Here is a 20,336-nt window from a genome sequence, read left to right as displayed (position 1 = left end):
GCAACGCTCAGGACGCCCTGATGAAATCGATGAACGCGCGTAGCGCCGGCGGCACGAGACGCCGCCCCGGATAGTACAGAAAGGGCCCCGAGAACGGCCGCCACCACGGTTCGAGCACAGGTTCGAGTGCGCCGCTGTCGAAATGCGGGCGCAGCCAGTCTTCGAACAGATGCACGATGCCCGTACCGGCGATCGCCACATCGACCAGCAGGTCCGTCGCCCCGCCGATCTGCACCAGCAGCGGGCCGGCCGCCGGCTCGACCCGCACGACCTCGCCGTCGCGCTCGAACTCCCACGGCGGCATCGCGCCGCTGGCGAAGCGCCCGCGCAGGCACCGATGGTCGAGCAGGTCGCGCGGATGCCGCGGCCGGCCGTGCCGCTCGAGATAGCCGGGCGCCGCCGCGGTCGCGAACCGCTGGATGCGCGGGCCGATCGGCACCGCGATCATGTCCTGTTCGAGCCGTTCGTCGTAGCGGATGCCCGCGTCGCATCCGGCCGCCAGCACGTCGACGAAATTTTCGTCGGCGATCACTTCCAGCCGGATATCCGGATACGCATCGAGAAAGCGCGGCACGATCGCCGGCAACACGAGCCGCGAGGCGCTGACCGGCACGTTGAGCTTCAGCGTGCCGGCCGGTCGGCCGCGGAATTCATCGATACCGTCGAGCGCCGCCGCCACTTCGGTCAGTGCGGGCCCGAGCCGCGCGAGCAGGCGCTCGCCGGCTTCGGTGGGCACGACGCTGCGCGTCGTGCGGTGCAGCAGCCGCACGCCGAGCTGCGCTTCCAGCCGGCGCACGGCCTCGCTCAGCCCCGACGCGCTGAGGCCCGTCTTGCGTGCTGCGTCGCGGAATCCGCCGGCGCGCGCCACGGCCATGAACGCGTTCAGATCGCCCAGATCGGTTTGCATTGTTCGCCTTTTCGTACAACCCGTGCGAATTATGCCGGCTTATCGCGCAGATGACTCATCCCTATGCTGAACGCATTCATCCCATCGACAGGAGCACGGCATGCCCGACATTCGCCACACCGCCACCTTCAGGCTCGGCGACCGCCACGTCAAACGGATCGGCTACGGCGCGATGCAGCTCGCGGGCCCCGGCGTATTCGGCCCGCCGGAAGATCGCGAAGCCGCATTGAACGTGTTGCGCGAAGCCGTCGAATCCGGCGTCGACCATCTCGACACCAGCGACTTCTACGGCCCGCACGTGACGAACCAGCTGATTCGCGACGCATTGCACCCGTATCGCGACGATCTCGTGATCGTCACCAAGATCGGCGCGCGACGCGGCGACGACGCATCGTGGCTGCCCGCCTTCGCGCCCGACGAACTCGAACGGGCCGTGCACGACAACCTGCGCAACCTGGGGCTCGATGTGCTCGACGTCGTCAACCTGCGCATCATGTTCGACACGCACGGGCCGGCCGAAGGATCGATCGAAGCGCCGCTGGCCACGCTCGCCGAGCTGCAGCGGCGCGGGCTCGTCCGGCACGTCGGCCTGAGCAACGTCACGCCCGCGCAGGTCGCCGAAGGCCGGCGAATCTGCGACATCGTCTGCGTGCAGAACCACTACAACATCGCGCATCGCGGCGACGATGCGCTGATCGACACGCTTGCCCGCGACGGCATCGCGTACGTGCCGTACTTTCCGCTCGGCGGCTTCTCGCCGCTGCAGTCGTCGACGCTGTCCGGCGTCGCGGCCCGTACCGGCGCGACGCCGATGCAGGTCGCGCTGGCGTGGCTGCTGCGCCGCGCGCCGAATCTCCTGCTGATTCCCGGCACGTCGTCGGTCGCGCATCTGCGCGAGAATCTCGCGGCAGCCGACCTCGATCTGCCGGCCGACGCGCTCGCGGAACTCGACCGCATCGCGGGCGCCGGCGCCGCCTGACGCGCGGACGATCGCCTGGCCGCCCGTGCCTCGCGGGCCGCCAGGCCGGTCAGGACGCGACCACGCCGACGCGCTTCGGCACACCGGTCACGATCGTCGCGACCGCCACCGCCAACACGACCGCCGCGCCGACGAACACGCCGGCCGCGCCGTTCGCATCGAACACGACGCCGCCGACTGCCGCGCCCGTCGCGATCGCGAGCTGGATCGCCGCGACGATCAGCCCGCCCGCGCTCTCGGCCTCGTCGGGCACGGTGCGCGTGACCCACGTCGACCATGCGACCGGCACGCCGCCGAACGCCATCCCCCACAACGCGACCAGCACTGCGTCGATCATCGGCGCGCGGCCGAGCACGACGAGCGCGATGCCGAGCACGACCATCAACGCGGGCATGCCGATCAGCATCGGCCGCAGCCGGTGTTCGAGCACGCGGCCCGCGAGCGACGTGCCGACGAAGTTCGCGATGCCGTAGCCGAGCAGGATCGCCGACAGCCCGTTCACGCCGACGCCCGCCACCTGTTCGAGGAACGGCCGCAGATACGTGAAGAACGCGAAATGCCCGGTGAACACGAGGATCGTCGCGAACATCCCGAGGCCGACGGTCGGCCGGCGCAGCACGTCGATCAGCGTGCGCAGCCGCGTCGTGCCGCTCGGCGGCATCGACGGCAGCGTGACGATCTGCGACACGAACGCGATGGCGCCGAGCACGGCCGCGATCAGGAACACGTTGCGCCAGCCGATCAGGTGGCCGAAGTAGCTGCCCATCGGCGCGGACGCGATGGTCGCGACCGCCACGCCGCTGAAGATGATCGATAGCGCACGGGGCACCATCGCCGTCGGCACGAGCCGCATCGCGGTGGCGGTCGCCATCGTCCAGAAGCCGCCGAGCGCGATGCCGAGCACGACGCGGCCGATCAGCAGCACGCCCAAGTTCGGCGCGAACGCGACGGCGAGGTTCGATGCGACGAGCAGCACCGAGAACACCAGCAGCACGCGCCGCCGGTCGATCGTGCGCGTGAGCGCCGAGATCAGCAGGCTCGTGACGAGCGCGACCGTGGCCGTGGCCGTGACGGCCTGTCCGGCCACGCCTTCGGTCACGCCGAGGCTGTCGGCCATCGGCGTCAGCAGGCTCGCCGGCAGGAATTCGGCCGTGACGAGCCCGAACACGCCGAGCGCCATCGCGAATACCGCGCCCCAGGCCGGTTCGCGGGGGGCCGCCGTCGAGGCGGCCGAGGAGATTCCGGGATTCATGCGGGGTTCCGTGTCGGTTAGGGAAAGTACTGATGAGGGCATATCGTAGGGAACAGCGACAGGACGGTCTATGACATACAATCCGTTCTTGTTGATCGAACGTCCGCATCTCGATATGTCCGACCCCCTTCTGCCCCCGATTCCCGACGTGCACGACCTCGTCAGCGAGCTGCTGCTGGGGATGCGCCTGAGCGGCGTCCAGTACCGCCGCATCCAGGTCGCGCGGCCGTTCGGGCTGAATTTCGGCCATGCGCCGGGCCGCGCGCAGTTCCATTTCGTCGTGCGCGGGCCCGTGCTGCTGCGCGACGCGTCGGGCGAGACGATGCGGCTCGAGGCCGGCGACGCGATCCTGCTGCCGCACGGCGGCATGCATGCGCTGGTGTCCGATCCGGATGTGCCGTGCCGCGAGATCAACGGCTTCGAGGTCGCGAAGATCTGCGATACGGTCGCGTCGGTGGCGTCGGCCGGCGTCTCGCCCGCGACCTGCGCGACGACGGAGCCCGGCGCCGGCGAGGCGCTGATCTTCAGCGCGTGCATGGAACTCGATCTCGGCGGCATGCAGCCGCTGGTCGGTACGATGCCGAAGTTCATGCACGTGGGCACGCTGCTCGCGCGCTACCCGGAAATCCGCCCGATGCTCGACGCGATGGAGCGCGAAGCGTGCACGGCGCGCGCGGGCTTCGCGGGCATCCTCGCGCGGCTCGCGGACGTGGTCGCGGCGTTCATCGTGCGCGGCTGGGTCGAATGCGGATGCGGCGACGCGACCGGCTGGGTGCAGGCGCTGCGCGAGCCGAAGCTCGGCCGCGCGATCGTCGCGCTGCATCGCGACCCGGGCCGCAACTGGAGCGTCGCGGAGCTCGCGACCGAAGCGGGCGTGTCGCGCTCGGTGTTCGCCGAGCGCTTCCTCGCGGCGACCGGGATGACGCCCGTGCGCTACCTGACCGAGCTGCGGATGCGGCTCGCCGCGCAGTGGATCGCCCGCGACCGCGAAGCGATCGAAGCGGTCGCGTACCGGCTCGGCTACGGTTCGCTCGCCGCGTTCAGCCGTGCGTTCAAGCGCGTGGTCGGCAAGCCGCCGGGCGCCGTGCGCGCGGACGGCGACGTGCCCGCCGAAGCGTAAGCCCGACGCACGGCGGCGGCCGGGGCGACGGCGCGCCGAACGTCACTTCCCGGGCGTCACTTCAACGTGTCGAGCCTGTCGACCAGCGCTGTCGCGCACTGCACGGCGAGCGCCGCGCACTGCTCCACATCGACTGCCGCGCCGGTCGCAATCGTGCCCTGCACGATCCGGCCCAGCAATTCCTTCGAGAGTTCGGCGATCTCGTGATCCCGCTCGGTCATGATGTCCTCCTGCGCGTCGGCAATTGCGGTCGTTCACCCGTTCGGAGCGAATGCCGTGCCCGCACCGCTCAACGTGGCTTCGCCCGCACGACGATCTGCGCCTGCGTATCGCGCTCGATGCGCTCGAGCGACGCGCGCAGCGCGACAAACTCGTCCGGCGTGCACACCTGCCGGCCGAAATCCGCCTTCATCCGCCGCGTGACCTGCACGACCCGCGCGGCCGCATCGAACACGTAATGCGACGTGAAGTCGACGAAACGGTCGTGCACCGCCGCATCGGCCGGCAGGTCGGTCACGGCGACGCCCGCCGGCAGCGCGATCTGGCCGGTCTCGTCGAACGCGCCGCCGACGCAGCCCCACGGCTGCGTGCGCACGGGCTCGGCCAGCCAGGTCTCGACCTGCGTCGCGATGCCCCCGGTGAGGCTCGACAGCGCGGGCAATGCAGTCGTGCCGTCCGGCCAAACGACATGATCGAGCGTGCCGGTCACCGTCACGTCGAACGGCCCGTCGGTCACGCGCCGGTCGCTGGTCGACAGTTGCGCGCGGCCGCGCAGGCCGCTTTGCCGCAGGCGCTCGTTCGCCAGTTGCGCGATGCGGTCCCGCGACGCGCGGCGAAACAGGTTGCGTTCGAGTTCGGCGGTCCAGCCGTCGTCCTCGACATAAGCGTGAAAACGCGCGGCGTCGGGCTGCGCGGCATCGATCGCGATGCGCGCGGTGCGGACGCGCGGCTGCGTGGCCGGCGTGCGCGACAGCACGCCCGTATCGACCAGCAGCGCGGGGCGATCCATCACGATCGGCGGCAGATAGCCGAACGCGATGCCGGCCGTCGTCGTATCCGCATAGAGCGCGAGATCGGGCAGCCACGTGATCGCATGATTGATCGCGCCGCCGCCGTAACCGGGCACCGACGGCAGCGTGTACACGGCGCCGAGATTGATCAGCACCGGTTCGCTGCGAATGCCGACCGCCGCGAGCAACGCGCCGAACAGCGCGACATGATCCTTGCAGTCGCCGTAGCGGTTGCGCAGGATGTCGGTCACGCGATGCGGCGCGGCAGCCGTTTCGCCGAGAAACAGCCCGACGTAGCGCACGTTCGCCTGCACCCAGTCGTACAGACGGCGCGCCTTGTCGCGCGGATCGACGGCATCCGCCGTGAGCGCACGCGCCAGTTGCACGACCGCCGGATCGTTCGCGCTCGGGTCGACGGCCGCGTTGCGGTAGCGCGCGGCGAACGCCGCGTAGTCGGGCAGCGTCGACACGACGAGCCGGTCGCCGTAGGTCGGGTAGCCGACCGCGCCGCTCTCGATGCGATCGTACGCGCCGTGCCGGTAATCGAATTCGTAGCGCGTGCGGCCGTTCGCCGTGACGGGCGGCAGCGCGACGTAGCCGCGCGCATCCGCATACAGCGGCAGGTCGGCCGGCACGTCGAAGATCAGCCGCTGGCTGTCGACCGGCTCGCGCGACGGCTCGACGGTGTAGCCGAAGTAGCCGCGATTGACCGGCTTCGTGCGGGTCTTGCGGAACGCGACGCGCGTGCTCGACCCGGCTTCGACGCCGGGGAACACGACGGTGCGCAGCAGCCCGTCCTGGAACGTCGGCGCGCCGGCCGAGCGCGGCTCCTGCACGTCGCGGATGCCGTCCGCGCCGACCGGATGCGCGACGCCATCGCGGTCGATCGTCTCGGCCGCGAGCAGCTCCACCTTCTCGAGATTCTTGTCGAACCACACGTAGCGCTGCGCGACCGCGTCGATACCGTTCGCGTCGTTCGCGCGCAGCGTCGAATCGCCGTGCTCGTCGAGCGAACCGTCGTGCTGGATCACGAATTCGTGGACGTCGCTGACGAGCGTGACGGGCGCTGCGTCGCCGGCATCGACCGTATCGGCTGCGGCCGACCGCACGGCCGCGACGACGCCGAATGCGACGGCGCACGCAAACGCAAAACCGGTCGGTCGGGAAAGAAAACGCACCACGTCGCGCTCGTTTCGGAACATGGCGGCAACACACCGGCACGGACGATCCGCGCCGCGCTCACGCGCGCCTGTCGCGCGCCGCCTTGCAGCCCAGTGTGGGTGACGCATCGGCGAGCGTCAAGCGACGCGCGATTGACCGCTGGCGCAACCTATAATCAAATCAGGTCACATTGCGTGCGCGATCTCGCCAGGACAAGCGCCGTCTCGACGAACGCGGCGTGCCCGACATGGGCAAGGAGGCATCATGGCCGTGATCAACAGCGATTTCGAAACCGGCTTCCTCGTGGTGCTGTTCACGCTGCTGGGCGTGATCCTGTTCGGCGCGCTGCTGACGAAGCTGCATCTCGGGCGGTGGCATCCGAAACTGATCGGCGCCGCGATCGGCGCGCTCATCGGTATCCTGCTGGTCGAAGCCGTGCCGATGCTGACGTGACGGTGATCCGCCGCGCACGGCGGGATGCGCGGCGCGGCCTTCATTCATCCGATCAAATGCCGCGCAGGCCCGCTCATCCGATCCGTGAGGTCGGACACCAACGCCCGCGCGCCGGCGGCTTCATCCCCGCAGGCTGACCGCAACCGCGGCGCTCACCGGAGCGCAATCTCCTTCCAATCGGAGGCGACATGGTGGAACACGACCTCGTCTCGATCCTCGTGCTGCTTGCGGTGCTCATGCTAGCCGTGCTGTTCTTCGCGGAAGGGCGCAGCCGCAACCGGATTCGCGGCCAGTTGCAGCGCAAGTCCGCACGGCGGCCGCGCTCGCATACGCATCGTCATCCGTAACGCGCCGACGCAGTGCGCCGCACGGAAGGCCGGCCGTCATGCGCGCGTCGTTCGAGCGTACGACGCGAGACCGCCGGCGGAGGTTCGACCCGCAGCGGGCGCAACAAAAAAACCGCGTGCGATCCCGCCGCGGATCGCTACCCGACATTCATCGGCAGCAGCACCATCTGCTTGCCCTCGACATGCAGGCGCGCCTGCAACTCGACCGGCGTTTGGTTGTGCAGCCAAGCGGTCAGGAAGTTCACTCGCCGGAAGATCAGCTTGCTCGCGAAGCACACCGCGTTTGGATACTCGTCGAGCGTCGCCGACGCGAGATTCATGAACTCGACAACGGGGTTCGTGCCGAAGGCGATCCGGTAGTCGGCGGCGATGCCGTTGCGGCGGCAGTGCGCAACATAGTAATCGAGCGATTCGGTGATCGTGTGACGCAGCCGTTCGAGATGTTCGTGCCCGTCGTATGCCTTTGCATCGACCTCGCCGACGGCGAGAAAGATCACGTTGCGGAAATGCCCGGGGAACAGCCGGTTGACCCACAGCAATGCGTGCATGCTCGCACCGCGGTGCTTGCCGACCAGCAGCACGGCCGTCGGCTGCGACGGATCGGGCTTGCCCGGCGCGGTGGCCTCGTCCACGACGGGCGGCTTGCCGGAGAACAGTTCGTCCTCCTTCGCGAGCCGGGCGCGCGTATCCGCGTAGTGGCGGTTGATCACGAAACACAGCGCGATCACCGCGCTCGTCACGAGCACCGTGAGCCAGCCGCCCGCGGTGAACTTCTCGATCAGCGTGATGACGAGCACCGTCGCCGTCACGCTCAGCCCGAGCACGGACAGGAAGAAGTGCTTGAACCAGCCCGGCTCGCGGCGATGACGCAATCAGTACGCGCACATCCCCAGCAGCGACAGGCTGAAGGTGAGGAACACGTTGATGCTGTAGAGCACGACGAGCACGTCGACGCTACCGTGCGTCCACAACAGGATCAGCAGGCTCGACAGCCCGACGACGACGATGCCGTTCTGCCGCACGAGGCGCGTCGACAGGTCGCGGATGGCGTGGCACCCACGAATCCGACGCCATGTTCGACAGCACCGTCGGGCCGTCGAGGAAACCCGTCTGCGCGCCGACCAGCAGCAGCCCGGCTTCGAACGCGAGCACGGCTGCCAGCAATGCATGATGCGCGAACGCCGAGCCGAGCCCGAGATGGTCGATCACGCTGTCGAACACGACCGCGTTGAGCGTCTGGCCGTCGACGGGCCGCGCGTGCCACAGCATGTACAGCAGGATGATGCCGCCGGCCGTGAACGCGAGCGACGTCGACATGTACCACATCGTGACCTTGCCGTTCGGCACGCGCGGATCGGCGAGCATGTTCACGTTGTTCGACACGGCTTCGAGGCCCGTATAAGTGCCGCCGCCGAGCGAGAACGCGCGCATCAGCAACGCTGAGCATCACGAACAGGCCGAGCGACTGCGACATCCCGTGCGCCTCGTGCGCCGCGTCGGGCACGACCATCGCGAGGCTGCTGCCGTGCACGGCGACGCCATACACGATCAGCCCGAAGTGGAGGATAACGAAGCCGACGAAGATCGGCAGCATCACCATGATCGATTCGCGCATCCCGCGGAGGTTGAGCCCCGTCATCAACAGGATCAGCACGATCTCGGTCGTGAGCTTGAACACCTGCGCGTCGACGCCGCTCGCGAGCGACGTCGCGACGGTCAGCACGTAATCGACCAGCAGCGCAGCGCCGGATACCAGCCCCGGCTTCGACCCGAGCAGCGACGTCGCGACGCGGTAGCCGCCGCCCGTCGGGAACAGTTCGATCTCCTGGTTGTAGCCAAGCGCGATGATGAACACGGTGGCGGCCGTCGCGAGCGCGAGGAACAGCGCGAGCGCATGGTGCTGGCCGAGCGCGAGAAACGCCTCTTCCGGGCCGTAGCACGACGACGACAGTCCATCGGCGCCGAGCCCGACCCACGCGAGCAGCGGCGTCACGGCGATCGCATGCCGCGTGCGCGGATCGAGCGGATCCAGCGGTTTTCCGACCAGCAACTGCCACACCTTCTGGAAGGTGGTCATGGTCTGCTCCCGAGGCGCCGGGTGCGCGCAGCGTGACCCTGCAAAGCTAATCGATGCGCCGGTGCAGCGCCAGTCCGCACATTCCATAGGCCGCGCCCGGCAGGCCGACGCCGCTTTCAGCGCGTAAGCGAACAGCGCCGGCGATCGTACGCTGGACCGGCTGCCCGCACCGACGTGTGCCCGCGACCGTATCCCTGCCCCGCCCGTCGCGATCCGGCAAACCGGCCGCCGCCCCACTCGCGCCGCTTCTTCGCCCGTCGCCGCGCACCACGTCCGCCGAACGCAGCCCTCGCCCACGTCCCCGTCGTGCGTTGTTCCCCGCATTTCGACTTTTGTGCGCGCGCAACAATGGCGATGCCTCGCGCCAGGCGCCATGCAGGCAACCCGATTCCCGCATGGCACCTGGCGCGGCGCGCTTTAAAAACCACATCTCACGAGGACATACCATGCAACTCCAATCTCATCCGGCATGCCGCCCGTTTTACGAAGCCGGCGAACTCTCGCAACTGACCGCCTTCTACGAAGAAGGCCGTAATGTCATGTGGATGATGCTGCGATCGGAGCCGCGGCCGTGCTTCAACCAACAACTCGTCACCGACATCATCCATCTCGCGCGCGTCGCACGCGACTCGGGCCTCACGTTCGACTTCTGGGTGACGGGCTCGCTCGTCCCCGAGCTGTTCAACGTCGGCGGCGACCTGAGCTTCTTCGTCGACGCGATCCGCAGCGGCCGGCGCGACCAGCTGATGGCCTACGCACGCTCGTGCATCGATGGCGTGTACGAGATCTACACGGGCTTCGGCACCGGCGCGATCTCGATCGCGATGGTCGAGGGCAGCGCGCTCGGCGGCGGCTTCGAGGCCGCGCTCGCGCATCACTACGTGCTCGCGCAGAAGGGCGTGAAACTCGGGTTCCCCGAGATCGCGTTCAACCTGTTCCCGGGCATGGGCGGCTATTCGCTGGTCGCGCGCAAGGCGGGCCGCGGCCTCGCGGAATCGCTGATCGCGACCGGCGAAGCGCATGCGGCCGAGTGGTACGAAGACCAGGGGCTGATCGACGAGACGTTCGACGCCGGTGATGCGTATCTGGCGACGCGCACCTTCATCGACGTGGTGAAGCCCAAGCTGAACGGCATCCGTGCGATGCTGCGCGCCCGCGATCGCGTGTTCCAGCTGTCGCGCTCGGAGCTGATGGACATCACGGAAGCGTGGGTGCATGCGGCGTTCACGATCGAGCCGAAGGACCTCGCATACATGGAACGCCTGGTGATGCTGCAGAACCGGCGCGTGTCGAAACTGCGCACGGTGTAATGCGACGGGCGCCGCCGACGGCCGGCGGCGCCATTTTCCGGAACGACGCTCAGGCGATCAGCCTGAGCTTTCTCGTCTCCGCGAGCCACGCCTCGAACGCCTGCACCGGCATCGGCCGCGCGTAGTAGTAGCCCTGCGCGTAATCGACGTCGAGCTGCTTGAGGAATTCGGCTTCCGCATGCGTTTCGACGCCTTCGGCGACCACCGCGAAATTCAGCGCCTTCGCGAGCGACACGACCGAGCGCACCAGCGCCTGCGAGCGCGGATTGCGGTCGATGGCCGTGATGAAGGTGCGATCGAGCTTGATCGCGTCGAGCGGCAGGCGCGACAACTGCGACAGCGACGAATAGCCGGTGCCGAAATCGTCGAGATGGATCTCCGCGCCGAGCTGGCGGAACTGCCGCATCAGCCCGATGGCCGCCTCCTCGTCCTCGATGAAGCAGCTCTCGGTCAGCTCGATGTCGAGCAGGCCCGGCTTCAGCCCCGCGCCGTCGAGAATCGACGCGAACTGGTGCACGATGTTCATGTCCTGCAACTGCCGCGCGGATACGTTCACCGCGATCCGGATGCCGAGCCCCTTCGCCTTCCATGCGGCGGCCTGCGCGGCCGCGGTGCGCATCACCCAGCGCCCGAGCGGCGCGATCAGCCCCGACTCTTCCGCGAAGCGGATGAACTCGATCGGCGCGACGAGCCCGCGATCGGGCGACTGCCAACGGATCAGCGCCTCGACGCCGTGCACGTCGCCCGTCGCGATATCGACGACCGGCTGATAGTGCAGCACGAACTGCTCCTCCTCGAGCGCCTTGCGCAGGTTCGTGTCGAGCCACATGTACTTCGCGACCTTCTGGTTCATCTCCAGCGAGAACACGCGATACGTATGCTTGCCCTCTTCCTTCGCGACGTACATCGCGGTGTCGGCGCTGCGGATCAGCGTCTCGAGCGAATCGCCGTGCAGCGGATACATCGCGATGCCGATCGAACAGCTCGTGTAGACCTCCATCAGCCCGAGATGGATCGGCGTGCGCAGCCGTTCGAGGATGATCTGCGCGGTCGCTTCGAGCAACGGCCGCGTGCTGTGTTCGAACAGCACGAGGAATTCGTCGCCGCCGAGCCGCGAGAGCGTCGCGCCGGACGGCAGGCAGCCGCTGATGATCGCCGACACGTCCTGCAACAGGCGGTCGCCGGTGATGTGCCCGTAGTGATCGTTGACGCGCTTGAAGTTGTCGAGATCGAGGAACAGGATGCCGACCTGGCCGCGCGCCTGCTCGCTCTCCTGGGCGATCGCCGTATGGATGCGCTCGCTGATCGCGTGGCGGTTCGGCAAGCCGGTGAGCACGTCGGTGTTCGCGAGCTCGGTGAGCCGCTGCTGCGCGTGGCGCTCCTCGGTGATGTCGATGCCCGAGCAGATCAGGAACTGCTCTTCGACGCCGCTGCCGCTCTGCACGAACTTGTTGCGGAACTGGAACAGGCGCGGCCCGTTGACCGTGTTGATGTAGCGCTCGACCGCGAACGAGTGGTTGCTCGCGAAAAAGCCCGTGATGTTGCTGCGCGACTGCGCGCCCTGCTCGGGGCTCATGAACAGCTCGAACGCGCTGCGGCCGATCACGTCGACCTCGCGCTTGCCCGTCACTTCCTCGCACAGGCGGTTGAAGCGCTGCACCATCCCGTTACGATCGAGGATCACGACGAGCGAATTCACTTCGGACACGACCTGCTCGGCGAACGCGAGCCCGTGCGACAGGTCGCCGGCGACGGACTCGGTATCGGAATAGGCGGACGCCGTGCCGGCCCAGTCGACCGTATTGACCTTCCTGCCGACGAGATGGAGGCTGACCGGGTTGCCGAACAGCACGATCTCGAGCACGACGTGCGACGTGACGCCGGTCAGCGCGCGGATGCGCGCGGCCTGCTCGACCGTCAGCGCGATCGCGACGTTGGTCAGGCCGCGGACCGCGGCCAGTTCGAGCGCGTTGCTGTCGCTGCCGAGACGCCAGCAGGGGCTGCGCGTACCGACATGCGCCTCGAGCACCGCGCTATCGTTTTCGTCATCCATGGACACGCCCCGATCCAAAAAAAACGCACAGTGTAGACGGAGGCGAGCAGGCCCACCGCCTTCCCGGGCCGCGCAGTGCGCGTGCCCGGCAGGGCGGCCGTGATGCCGTGACAGCGGATCTCGTCCCGTACTTGTTTGCAGCTGATGCGACCGGCGTTCGCGCGTGATGCGCGCAGGTTCTGCCTTACGAATGATGAGAGCCATCTTATCAAATGACAATGAAGATTGGCACTCACATTTAGAGAAGAGTGTCAAGGAATCGGGACTCGATTGGCAAGCCGGATTTTTCATGATTGGCCGCTTGCGAATGGGCGGATGACGCGCTGCGCAGCGGGGGCGGCGCGCCGGGCCGGGAGCCCCGCCGCGTGGGCGTTTGAAGCCGATTGAAGGATATGGGGCCTGATCTTCGGCGAGACTGGGCAGGCAGGGTCGGATCGTATGCCGCGATCCGGGTTTCCGCCATTTTTGATTCCGTTCGTGCGTGAATGCGCGGCTTTATTCCATGCTTCGTTGCAATGTCTTTCACCCACACCCGGCACCCGGCGCGGAGTGCCCGCGCCGGGTGCATGGCTCAGTCTGCCGCGCCGTAGCCGCCGCCTCCGGGCGTTTCGACGACGAACACGTCGCCCGGCGCCATCTGCGCGCGGCCGATGTGGGCGAGCGCCTCGACCGTGCCGTCCGCCCGCTCGATCGTGTTGCGGCCGAGCGCGCCGGCCTCGCCGCCCGCCGCGCCGAACGGCGCGTGGATCCGGTTGTTCGACAGGATCGACGCGGTCATCGGCTCGAGGAAGCGGATCCGCCGCACCGCGCCGTCGCCGCCGCGCCAGCGCCCCCCGCCGCCCGAGCCCGCGCGGATCCGGTGCGAATCGAGCCGCACCGGGTAGCGCCATTCGAGCACCTCCGGATCGGTGAGCCGCGAGTTCGTCATGTGCGTCTGCACCGCGCCGACGCCCGCGAAGCCGTCGCCCGCGCCGCTGCCGCCCGCGATCGTCTCGTAGTACTGGACTCTCTCGTTACCGAATGTGAAGTTGTTCATCGTTCCCTGGCTCGACGCGACGCAGCCGAGCGCGCCGTACAGCGCGTTGGTGATCGCCGACGACGTCTCGACGTTGCCCGACACGACGGCCGCCGGGTACTCGGGGTTCAGCATCGAGCGGGCCGGCACGATCACCGTCAGCGGCTTCAGGCAGCCGGCGTTCAGCGGGATGTCGTCGCCGACCAGCGTGCGGAACACGTACAGCACCGCCGCCATGCAGACGGCCTTCGGCGCGTTGAAGTTGTTGTCGAGCTGCGCGGACGTGCCGGTGAAATCGATCTCCGCGCACCGCGCCGCGCGATCCACGCGGATCGCGACACGAATCTCCGCGCCGTTGTCGAGCGGGTAGCGGTACGCGCCGTCCTGCAACGCGCCGATCACGCGCCGCACGGCTTCTTCCGCGTTGTCCTGCACGTGCCCCATGAACGCGAGCACGACGTCGCGGCCGAACTGCGCGACCATCCGGCGCAACTCGTCGACGCCCTTCTGGTTCGCGGCGACCTGCGCGCGCAGGTCGGCCATGTTCTGCTCGACGTTACGCGCCGGATAGCGGCCGGATGCCAGCAGCGCGCGCGTGTCGGCGTCGCGCAGCACGCCGGCCGACACGAGCTGCCAGTTGTCGATCAGCACGCCTTCCTCGTCGATATGGGTCGAATCGGGCGGCATCGAGCCCGGCGTCGTGCCGCCGATGTCCGCGTGGTGGCCGCGCGAGCCGACGTAGAACAGCGGCGCGTCGGAGCCGTCCGCGAACACCGGCGTGATGACCGTCACGTCCGGCAGGTGCGTGCCGCCGTGATACGGGTCGTTCAGCATGAACACGTCGCCGTCGCGCATGCGGCCGCGGTTGCGCTCGATCACCGTGCGGATGCTTTCGCCCATCGAGCCGAGGTGCACGGGCATGTGCGGCGCATTCGCGATCAGGTTGCCGTCGCCGTCGAAGATCGCGCACGAGAAGTCGAGCCGCTCCTTGATGTTCACCGAGTACGCGGTGTTCTGCAGCCGCAGCCCCATCTGCTCGGCGATCGACATGAACAGGTTGTTGAAGATCTCGAGCCGCACCGGATCGGCGTCGGTGCCGAGCGAGCGGCGCGTCGGCAGCGGCGTCGTGCGCGTCAGCACGAGGTTGCCCTGGGCGGTCATCGCGGCGCGCCAGCCGGGCTCGACGACGGTCGTGCCGTTCTGCTCCGCGACGATCGCCGGGCCGTCGATCGCGTCGCCGGCGCGCAGCGTGTCGCGCACGTACAGCGCCGCGTCGTGCCACTGGCCGCCGGAATAAAAGCGCACGGCCGTGTGCGCTTGCGGCGCGAGGTCGACCGGCGCGTCCGAGCGGCCGATCGCCTCGACCGACGCAAGCTCAGCGACGAGCGGCGTGCCGGGCATCAGGAACGCGTAGCGCTGCCGGTACGCGGCCTCGAACGCCTGCCGCATCGCGTCGACGCTGCCGGCCGGTACGTCGAGCGCCGAATCGGTGCCCTGGTAGCGCAGGTGCACACGTCGCTCGGTCGCGATCCGCTGCGGCGGCACGCCCTGTTCGAGCAGCGCGCCGATGGCCTCGTCGGCCAGCCGGTCGAGCGCCGCGTTCAGCGCCGGCAGCGACGCGTCGGTCAGCACGGCCTCGACCGCGCGCTCGCGCATCGCGGTCTGGTCGGCGAGGCCCATCCCGTACGCGGACAGCACGCCCGCGAGCGGATGCGCGAACACCTGCGTCATCCCGAGCGCATCGGCCACGCCGCACGCGTGCTGGCCGCCCGCGCCGCCGAACGTCGTCAGCACGTAGCGCGACACGTCGTGGCCGCGCTGCACGGAAATCTTCTTGATCGCGTTCGCCATGCTGCCGATCGCGATCTCCAGGAACCCTTCGGCGAGCGCCTCGGGCGTCTCGCGCCGCCCGGTCGCCGCGTGAATTTCATCGGCGAGCGCCGCGAACTTCGCGACCACGCCGTCGCAGTCGAGCGGCTGGTCCGCCTGCGGACCGAACACGCGCGGGAAATGATCGGGCTGGATCTTGCCGAGCATCACGTTGCAGTCGGTCACCGTCAGCGGGCCGCCGCGCCGATACGCGGCCGGCCCCGGGTTCGCGCCGGCCGATTCGGGCCCCACGCGCAGCCGCGCGCCGTCGAAGCCGAGCACCGAGCCGCCGCCTGCCGCGACCGTGTGGATGCTCATCATCGGTGCGCGCATCCGCACGCCGGCCACCTGCGTCTCGAATGCGCGCTCGAATTCACCGTTGTAGTGCGACACGTCGGTCGACGTGCCGCCCATGTCGAAGCCGATCACCTGACCGAAGCCGGCCGCGCGCGCCGCGCGCACCATCCCGACGATGCCGCCGGCCGGGCCCGACAGGATCGCGTCCTTGCCCTGGAACGCATCGGCGCGCGTGAGGCCGCCGCTGCTCTGCATGAACTGCAGGTTCACGCCCGGCATCTCGTGCGCGACCTGCTCGACATAGCGGCGCAGGATCGGCGACAGGTATGCGTCGACCACGGTCGTATCGCCGCGGGACACCATCTTCATCAGCGGCGACACCTCGTGCGACACCGACACCTGCGTGAAGCCGATGCGGCGCGCGAGTTCGGCCAGCGCGCGTTCGTGCGCGGTATGGCGGTAGCCGTGGATCAGCACGATCGCGAGCGCACGCACGCCGCTGTCGAACACGCGGCGCAACGATGCTTCGGCACCCCGAACATCGAGCGGCACGACCACGTCGCCATGCGCGCCGACGCGCTCGTCGATCTCGACGACCGTTTCGTACAGCGCGTCGGGCAGCACGATGTCGAGATCGAACAGGCGCGGCCGGTTCTGGTACGCGATGCGCAGCACGTCGCGAAAGCCGCGCGTCGTCGCGAGCGCGGTGCGTTCGCCCTTGCGTTCGAGCAGCGCGTTGGTCGCGACCGTGGTGCCCATCTTCACCATGTCGACTAGCGCGGGCGTAATCGGCTCGCCGGCCGCGAGGCCGAGCAGGTGGCGGATGCCGGCCACGGCCGCGTCGCGGTACTGCTCGGGGTTCTCCGACAGCAGCTTGTGCGTGACGAGCGTGCCGTCGGGCCGCCGCGCGACGATGTCGGTGAAGGTGCCGCTGCGGTCGATCCAGAATTGCCAGCGCGCGGCGTCGGAGGGAACGGGGGAAAGGTGTCGGTCAGTCATGATGTCGGGTCGTGCGTCGTAGAATCGAGGGACGAGCGCCGCCGCACGGCGCGCGTCGCGCGCCGTGTCACGGTGTCGATGAAAGGGGAAGAAAAACGCAGGGCCGGCCGGCCGCTGCCGTGCCGTCTGTCAGGCGGCGTCGAGTTCGCGGCCGCGGGTCTCGGGCAGCGTCAGCGCGGCGACGATCACCACGCCGTACGCGGCGACCGCGAAGATGCCGATGCTCGTGCCGAGCCCGTACTGCTTGGACAGCGCGCCGATCAGGAACGGGAACAGCGCACCGATCGCGCGGCCCACGTTGTAGCAGAAGCCCTGGCCGGAACCGCGCACGCGGGTCGGGAACAGCTCGGTGAGGAACGCGCCCATCCCCGAGAAGATACCCGATGCGAAGAAGCCGAGCGGGAAGCCGAGCCACAGCATCGACGCGTTGGTCAGGTTCAGCGACGTGTACGCGAACGCGATCACCATCGAGCCGACCGCGAACAGAATGAAGTTCGGCTTGCGGCCGAGGCGATCGGTCAGGTACGCGCTCGTCAGGTAGCCGACCCACGAGCCGAAGATGATCATCGCGAGATAGCCGCCGGTGCCCATCACCGTCAGGTGCCGTTCGGTCTTCAGGAAGGTCGGCAGCCACGTCGTGATCGCGTAGTAGCCGCCCTGCGCGCCGGTCGTCAGGAGCGCCGCGCGCAGCGTCGTCGTGATCAGCTTCGGCGCGAAGATCTCGGTGAGGCGCGGCGCATCGGCCACTTTCGCCTGCGCGGCCTTCTCCTTCTCGTAGACGTCCGGCTCCTTCACGTAGCGGCGGATCGCGACGACCAGCAGCGCGGGCGCGAGCCCGACGAGGAACAGCGCGCGCCACGCCTGCTCGGCCGGCAGCACCGAGAACAGCAGCGCATACAGCAGCGCGCACAGCCCCCAGCCGATCGCCCAGCCCGACTGCACGAGGCCGACCGCCCTGCCGCGGTCGCGCGCGCGAATCACTTCGCCGATCAGCACCGCGCCGGCCGTCCATTCGCCGCCGAAGCCGAAGCCCATCAGCGCACGCGCCGCGACCAGTTGATGGTAGTTCTGCGCGAGCCCGCACAGCGCGGTGAATACCGCGAACCACAGCACCGTGAGCTGCAGCGTGCGCACGCGGCCGATCCGGTCGGACAGGATGCCGGCGAGCCAGCCGCCGAGCGCCGACGCGAGCAGCGTGACCGTGCCGATGAAGCCTGCGTCGGCGAGCGAGATGCCCCAGGTCGCGACGAGCGTCGGGATCACGAACGACAGCATCTGCGTGTCCATCCCGTCGAGCATGTAGCCGACCTTGCAGCTCCAGAACGCGCGGCGCTCGCGCGGCTGCGCATCCGCGTACCACGAGAACAGGCCGCTGCGCTCGCGGCTCGCGGGCTCGGCGGCGCTCGCCGCGAGGGTCTTGCTTTCCATGGTGGTGCTCCTGTCGTGATGCGTCGTCAAATGGCGTGTGGTGCGGTGTGTCGCAGGTGTGTCGCGTACGGGGCGGTCGGCCGGTCAGAACACGGCCAGCGACGCGTTCGTGATGTCGGTCATCAGCATGTGGCCGGGCGTATGCGCGATCGCGATCGGCAGCTTCGCGTCCATCAGCGCGGTTTGCGGCGTCACGCCGCACGCCCAGAACACCGGCAGCTCGCCGTCGCGGATCGTCACCGCGTCGCCGAATTCGGGCGCGTTCAGATCCTCGATGCCCAGTTCCCGCGGGTGGCCGATATGGACCGGCGCGCCGTGCACGCCCGGGAACCGGCTCGTGATCTGCACCGCGCGGATCGCGTCGGCGCCGCGCAGCGGCCGCATCGACACGACCAGCTGGCCGCCGAAGATTCCCGCGCGGCGGTTCGCGATCGACGTGCGGTACATCGGCACGTTGCGCCCCTCCTCGACGTGGCGCAGCCCGATCCCTTCGCGGGCGAGCATGTCCTCGAACGAGAACGAGCAGCCGATCGCAAATACGACGAAATCGTCGCGCCACAGCGCGTCGAGCGATTCGACCTGCTCGGTCAGGCGGCCGTCCCGATATATGTTGTAGCTCGGCACGTCGGTGCGGATGTCGAGATCCTCGCCGAGCGCGTCGATCCGGAACGCGCCCGGTTCGCCGACGCCCAGCAGCGGGCAGGCCTTCGGGTTGGCCTGGCAGAAGCGCAGGAAATCGTGCGCGTACGCGTCGGGCAGGATCGCCAGGTTCGCCTGGGCAAACGGGCCGCAATGGCCGGCGGTCGGGCCGCGAAACGCGCCGCGGCGCACGGACTGGCGGAATTCGGAAGGCGTCATGATGGTCGGTCGCAGAAACGGGATGGCGGGGCGACGACGGTGGTGTGTCATCGGTTATGGCGAAGAATAGAAAGGAAAAAATTTTGTCGCCAACGAGTTTTTTTGCGTCTGCTGTATAGAATTTCTTAACGGATCCGCGGGTTTTCCCCGGTCCCGTTCATTTTTCGTCGCCGGCAAGCTGCGCATCCACTGCTCGCCCGACCGCCATGAACACGCGTTTTCTCGAAACATTCGTCACGCTCGCGAAGCTGCGCAACTTCCGCACGACCGCGGCTGCGCTGCATGCGACGCCGGCCGCGATCTCGCAGCGCCTGAAGGCGCTCGAGGACGAACTGCACACTGTCCTCGTCGATCGCGACAGCCGCGGGTTCCGGCTCACGCCGAACGGCGAATACCTGCTCGGCTATGCGAAAGCCGTGGTCGAGGCGACGCAGGAACTGCAGGCCGCCGCATCCGGCGAGCGTGCGCTGCGCGGCAAGCTGCGGCTCGGCGTGATCGAGACGGTCGTGCACAGCTGGCTGCCGCACTATATGCGGCGGCTCGCGGCCGACTATCCGCAGTTGGAAATCGACCTGACCGTCGACGTCAGCGTCGTGCTGCAGCGCCGGCTGATGGCCGGCGAGCTCGACCTGATCATCCGCGTCGAGGGCAGCGACGAGGCGTCGGTCGTGTGCGACGCGCTCGCGAACTACCCGGTGCGCTGGGTCGCGCGCGCGGGGCTGCTGCCGAACACGCGCACCGGCCTCGCGCGGCAGGTGCTGCGCCAGCCGATCCTCACCTACGGGCGCGGCACCGCGCCCCACCGCGCGCTGGAGGACATCGTCCGCACGCTCGCGCACGCGCACGGCGTGCCGCTGTCGGAAACGCGCATCACCGGGTCGCCGTCGATCTCGGTGATCGTGCAACTGGTGCGCGACGGCTTCGGCGTCGCCGCGATTCCGGTGCTGTTCGTCGACGCGCTGATCGAAAGCGGCGAAGTCGTCGAGTTGCCGCTGCAGCCGTCGCCGCCGTCGATCGTCGTGTCGATGTCGCGGCGGGCCGACGCGCCGCGGTTCGTGCATGGCGCGTCGATCGCCGCGCGGGCGGCGTGTCACGAGTATTGCGAGAAGAGCACGCGGTTGCTGGTCGAAGCGCTTTGACTTCGCAGCGGTGAACCACGTGCGTTCGACATCGCCGCGCGAATCGCCCACAATCGCGTTCG

The 20,336-nt window shown here is 68.7% G+C and carries 14 protein-coding genes and 1 pseudogene; 6 read left to right on the top strand and 9 right to left on the bottom strand.

The window, feature by feature from the left end; all coding sequences use genetic code 11:
- Window positions 1-7: 7 nt before the first annotated feature.
- The gene (locus tag HWW87_RS01230) at window positions 8-907 is read right to left on the bottom strand and encodes a LysR family transcriptional regulator (protein WP_174429317.1); all 900 of its coding nucleotides are present in this window, start codon (window positions 905-907) and stop codon (window positions 8-10) included.
- A 100-nt stretch (window positions 908-1,007) separates the two neighbouring features.
- Here HWW87_RS01230 and HWW87_RS01225 point away from each other — a divergent pair, with 100 nt between their 5' ends.
- The gene (locus tag HWW87_RS01225) at window positions 1,008-1,886 is read left to right on the top strand and encodes an aldo/keto reductase family oxidoreductase (RefSeq protein WP_175818924.1); all 879 of its coding nucleotides are present in this window, start codon (window positions 1,008-1,010) and stop codon (window positions 1,884-1,886) included.
- A 49-nt stretch (window positions 1,887-1,935) separates the two neighbouring features.
- Here the strand turns inward: HWW87_RS01225 and HWW87_RS01220 are convergent, their stop codons facing one another.
- Window positions 1,936-3,138 carry an MFS transporter gene (locus HWW87_RS01220; RefSeq protein ID WP_175818923.1) on the bottom strand — a complete coding sequence of 401 codons (1,203 nt, stop codon included), beginning with the start codon at window positions 3,136-3,138 and terminating at the stop codon, window positions 1,936-1,938.
- Window positions 3,139-3,208: 70 nt separating this feature from the next.
- On the opposite strand from HWW87_RS01220, the gene HWW87_RS01215 reads away from it, so the two are divergent.
- Window positions 3,209-4,258 carry an AraC family transcriptional regulator gene (locus tag HWW87_RS01215; protein WP_175818922.1) on the top strand — a complete coding sequence of 350 codons (1,050 nt, stop codon included), beginning with the start codon at window positions 3,209-3,211 and terminating at the stop codon, window positions 4,256-4,258.
- Window positions 4,259-4,314: 56 nt separating this feature from the next.
- On the opposite strand, the gene HWW87_RS01210 is transcribed toward HWW87_RS01215, so the two are convergent.
- Window positions 4,315-4,479: a hypothetical protein gene (locus HWW87_RS01210; protein WP_175818921.1), complete on the bottom strand. Its 165-nt coding sequence runs from the start codon at window positions 4,477-4,479 to the stop codon at window positions 4,315-4,317.
- Window positions 4,480-4,547: 68 nt separating this feature from the next.
- Window positions 4,548-6,470, bottom strand: coding sequence for a DUF3857 and transglutaminase domain-containing protein (locus HWW87_RS01205; protein ID WP_244107113.1), 1,923 nt, complete (start codon window positions 6,468-6,470; stop codon window positions 4,548-4,550).
- A 223-nt stretch (window positions 6,471-6,693) separates the two neighbouring features.
- On the opposite strand from HWW87_RS01205, the gene HWW87_RS01200 reads away from it, so the two are divergent.
- Entirely contained in the window at window positions 6,694-6,882 is a 189-nt protein-coding gene (locus HWW87_RS01200; RefSeq protein WP_069250820.1) for a hypothetical protein, read from the top strand.
- 188 nt (window positions 6,883-7,070) lie between these two features.
- Window positions 7,071-7,229, top strand: a complete 159-nt coding sequence (locus tag HWW87_RS01195) for a hypothetical protein (protein WP_174429243.1) — start codon at window positions 7,071-7,073, stop codon at window positions 7,227-7,229.
- 137 nt (window positions 7,230-7,366) lie between these two features.
- Here HWW87_RS01195 and HWW87_RS01190 read toward each other — a convergent pair.
- Window positions 7,367-9,306, bottom strand: a pseudogene (locus HWW87_RS01190) (APC family permease).
- 446 nt (window positions 9,307-9,752) lie between these two features.
- On the opposite strand from HWW87_RS01190, the gene HWW87_RS01185 reads away from it, so the two are divergent.
- The gene (locus tag HWW87_RS01185; protein ID WP_174429321.1) at window positions 9,753-10,616 is read left to right on the top strand and encodes a crotonase/enoyl-CoA hydratase family protein; all 864 of its coding nucleotides are present in this window, start codon (window positions 9,753-9,755) and stop codon (window positions 10,614-10,616) included.
- Window positions 10,617-10,665: 49 nt separating this feature from the next.
- Here HWW87_RS01185 and pdeR read toward each other — a convergent pair whose 3' ends face one another.
- The 4 genes from pdeR to HWW87_RS01165 all read right to left on the bottom strand — a co-directional run bounded on the left by pdeR (window position 10,666) and on the right by HWW87_RS01165 (window position 19,135).
- Window positions 10,666-12,669, bottom strand: a complete 2,004-nt coding sequence (gene pdeR / locus HWW87_RS01180) for a cyclic di-GMP phosphodiesterase (RefSeq protein WP_174429322.1) — start codon at window positions 12,667-12,669, stop codon at window positions 10,666-10,668.
- Window positions 12,670-13,240: 571 nt separating this feature from the next.
- On the bottom strand, window positions 13,241-16,849 hold the full coding sequence (locus HWW87_RS01175; RefSeq protein ID WP_175818920.1) for a hydantoinase B/oxoprolinase family protein: 3,609 nt from the start codon (window positions 16,847-16,849) through the stop codon (window positions 13,241-13,243).
- A 129-nt stretch (window positions 16,850-16,978) separates the two neighbouring features.
- Window positions 16,979-18,277, bottom strand: a complete 1,299-nt coding sequence (locus HWW87_RS01170) for an MFS transporter (protein ID WP_174429324.1) — start codon at window positions 18,275-18,277, stop codon at window positions 16,979-16,981.
- Between the two features lie 84 nt (window positions 18,278-18,361).
- Complete coding sequence (locus HWW87_RS01165; protein WP_175818919.1) at window positions 18,362-19,135, bottom strand: putative hydro-lyase; 774 nt, start codon at window positions 19,133-19,135, stop codon at window positions 18,362-18,364.
- Between the two features lie 206 nt (window positions 19,136-19,341).
- Here HWW87_RS01165 and HWW87_RS01160 point away from each other — a divergent pair, with 206 nt between their 5' ends.
- Complete coding sequence (locus tag HWW87_RS01160; RefSeq protein WP_175818918.1) at window positions 19,342-20,274, top strand: LysR family transcriptional regulator; 933 nt, start codon at window positions 19,342-19,344, stop codon at window positions 20,272-20,274.
- Window positions 20,275-20,336 lie beyond the last annotated feature (62 nt).

It is taken from the genome of Burkholderia sp. BCC0419, assembly GCF_902830285.1.
Classification (GTDB): domain Bacteria; phylum Pseudomonadota; class Gammaproteobacteria; order Burkholderiales; family Burkholderiaceae; genus Burkholderia.
This window is presented reverse-complemented; position numbering and strand designations above follow the sequence as displayed.

Excerpts from the sequence above, each read along its gene's own strand:
- HWW87_RS01160 (WP_175818918.1), top strand. The coding sequence starts at position 19,342 with ATGAACACGCGTTTTCTCGAAACATTCGTCACGCTCGCGAAGCTGCGC.
- HWW87_RS01165 (WP_175818919.1), bottom strand. The coding sequence starts at position 19,135 with ATGACGCCTTCCGAATTCCGCCAGTCCGTGCGCCGCGGCGCGTTTCGC.
- HWW87_RS01230 (WP_174429317.1), bottom strand. The coding sequence starts at position 907 with ATGCAAACCGATCTGGGCGATCTGAACGCGTTCATGGCCGTGGCGCGC.
- pdeR (WP_174429322.1), bottom strand. The coding sequence starts at position 12,669 with ATGGATGACGAAAACGATAGCGCGGTGCTCGAGGCGCATGTCGGTACG.
- HWW87_RS01170 (WP_174429324.1), bottom strand. The coding sequence starts at position 18,277 with ATGGAAAGCAAGACCCTCGCGGCGAGCGCCGCCGAGCCCGCGAGCCGC.
- HWW87_RS01215 (WP_175818922.1), top strand. The coding sequence starts at position 3,209 with ATGACATACAATCCGTTCTTGTTGATCGAACGTCCGCATCTCGATATG.
- HWW87_RS01210 (WP_175818921.1), bottom strand. The coding sequence starts at position 4,479 with ATGACCGAGCGGGATCACGAGATCGCCGAACTCTCGAAGGAATTGCTG.
- HWW87_RS01185 (WP_174429321.1), top strand. The coding sequence starts at position 9,753 with ATGCAACTCCAATCTCATCCGGCATGCCGCCCGTTTTACGAAGCCGGC.
- HWW87_RS01200 (WP_069250820.1), top strand. The coding sequence starts at position 6,694 with ATGGCCGTGATCAACAGCGATTTCGAAACCGGCTTCCTCGTGGTGCTG.
- HWW87_RS01175 (WP_175818920.1), bottom strand. The coding sequence starts at position 16,849 with ATGACTGACCGACACCTTTCCCCCGTTCCCTCCGACGCCGCGCGCTGG.
- HWW87_RS01205 (WP_244107113.1), bottom strand. The coding sequence starts at position 6,470 with ATGTTCCGAAACGAGCGCGACGTGGTGCGTTTTCTTTCCCGACCGACC.
- HWW87_RS01220 (WP_175818923.1), bottom strand. The coding sequence starts at position 3,138 with ATGAATCCCGGAATCTCCTCGGCCGCCTCGACGGCGGCCCCCCGCGAA.
- HWW87_RS01225 (WP_175818924.1), top strand. The coding sequence starts at position 1,008 with ATGCCCGACATTCGCCACACCGCCACCTTCAGGCTCGGCGACCGCCAC.
- HWW87_RS01195 (WP_174429243.1), top strand. The coding sequence starts at position 7,071 with ATGGTGGAACACGACCTCGTCTCGATCCTCGTGCTGCTTGCGGTGCTC.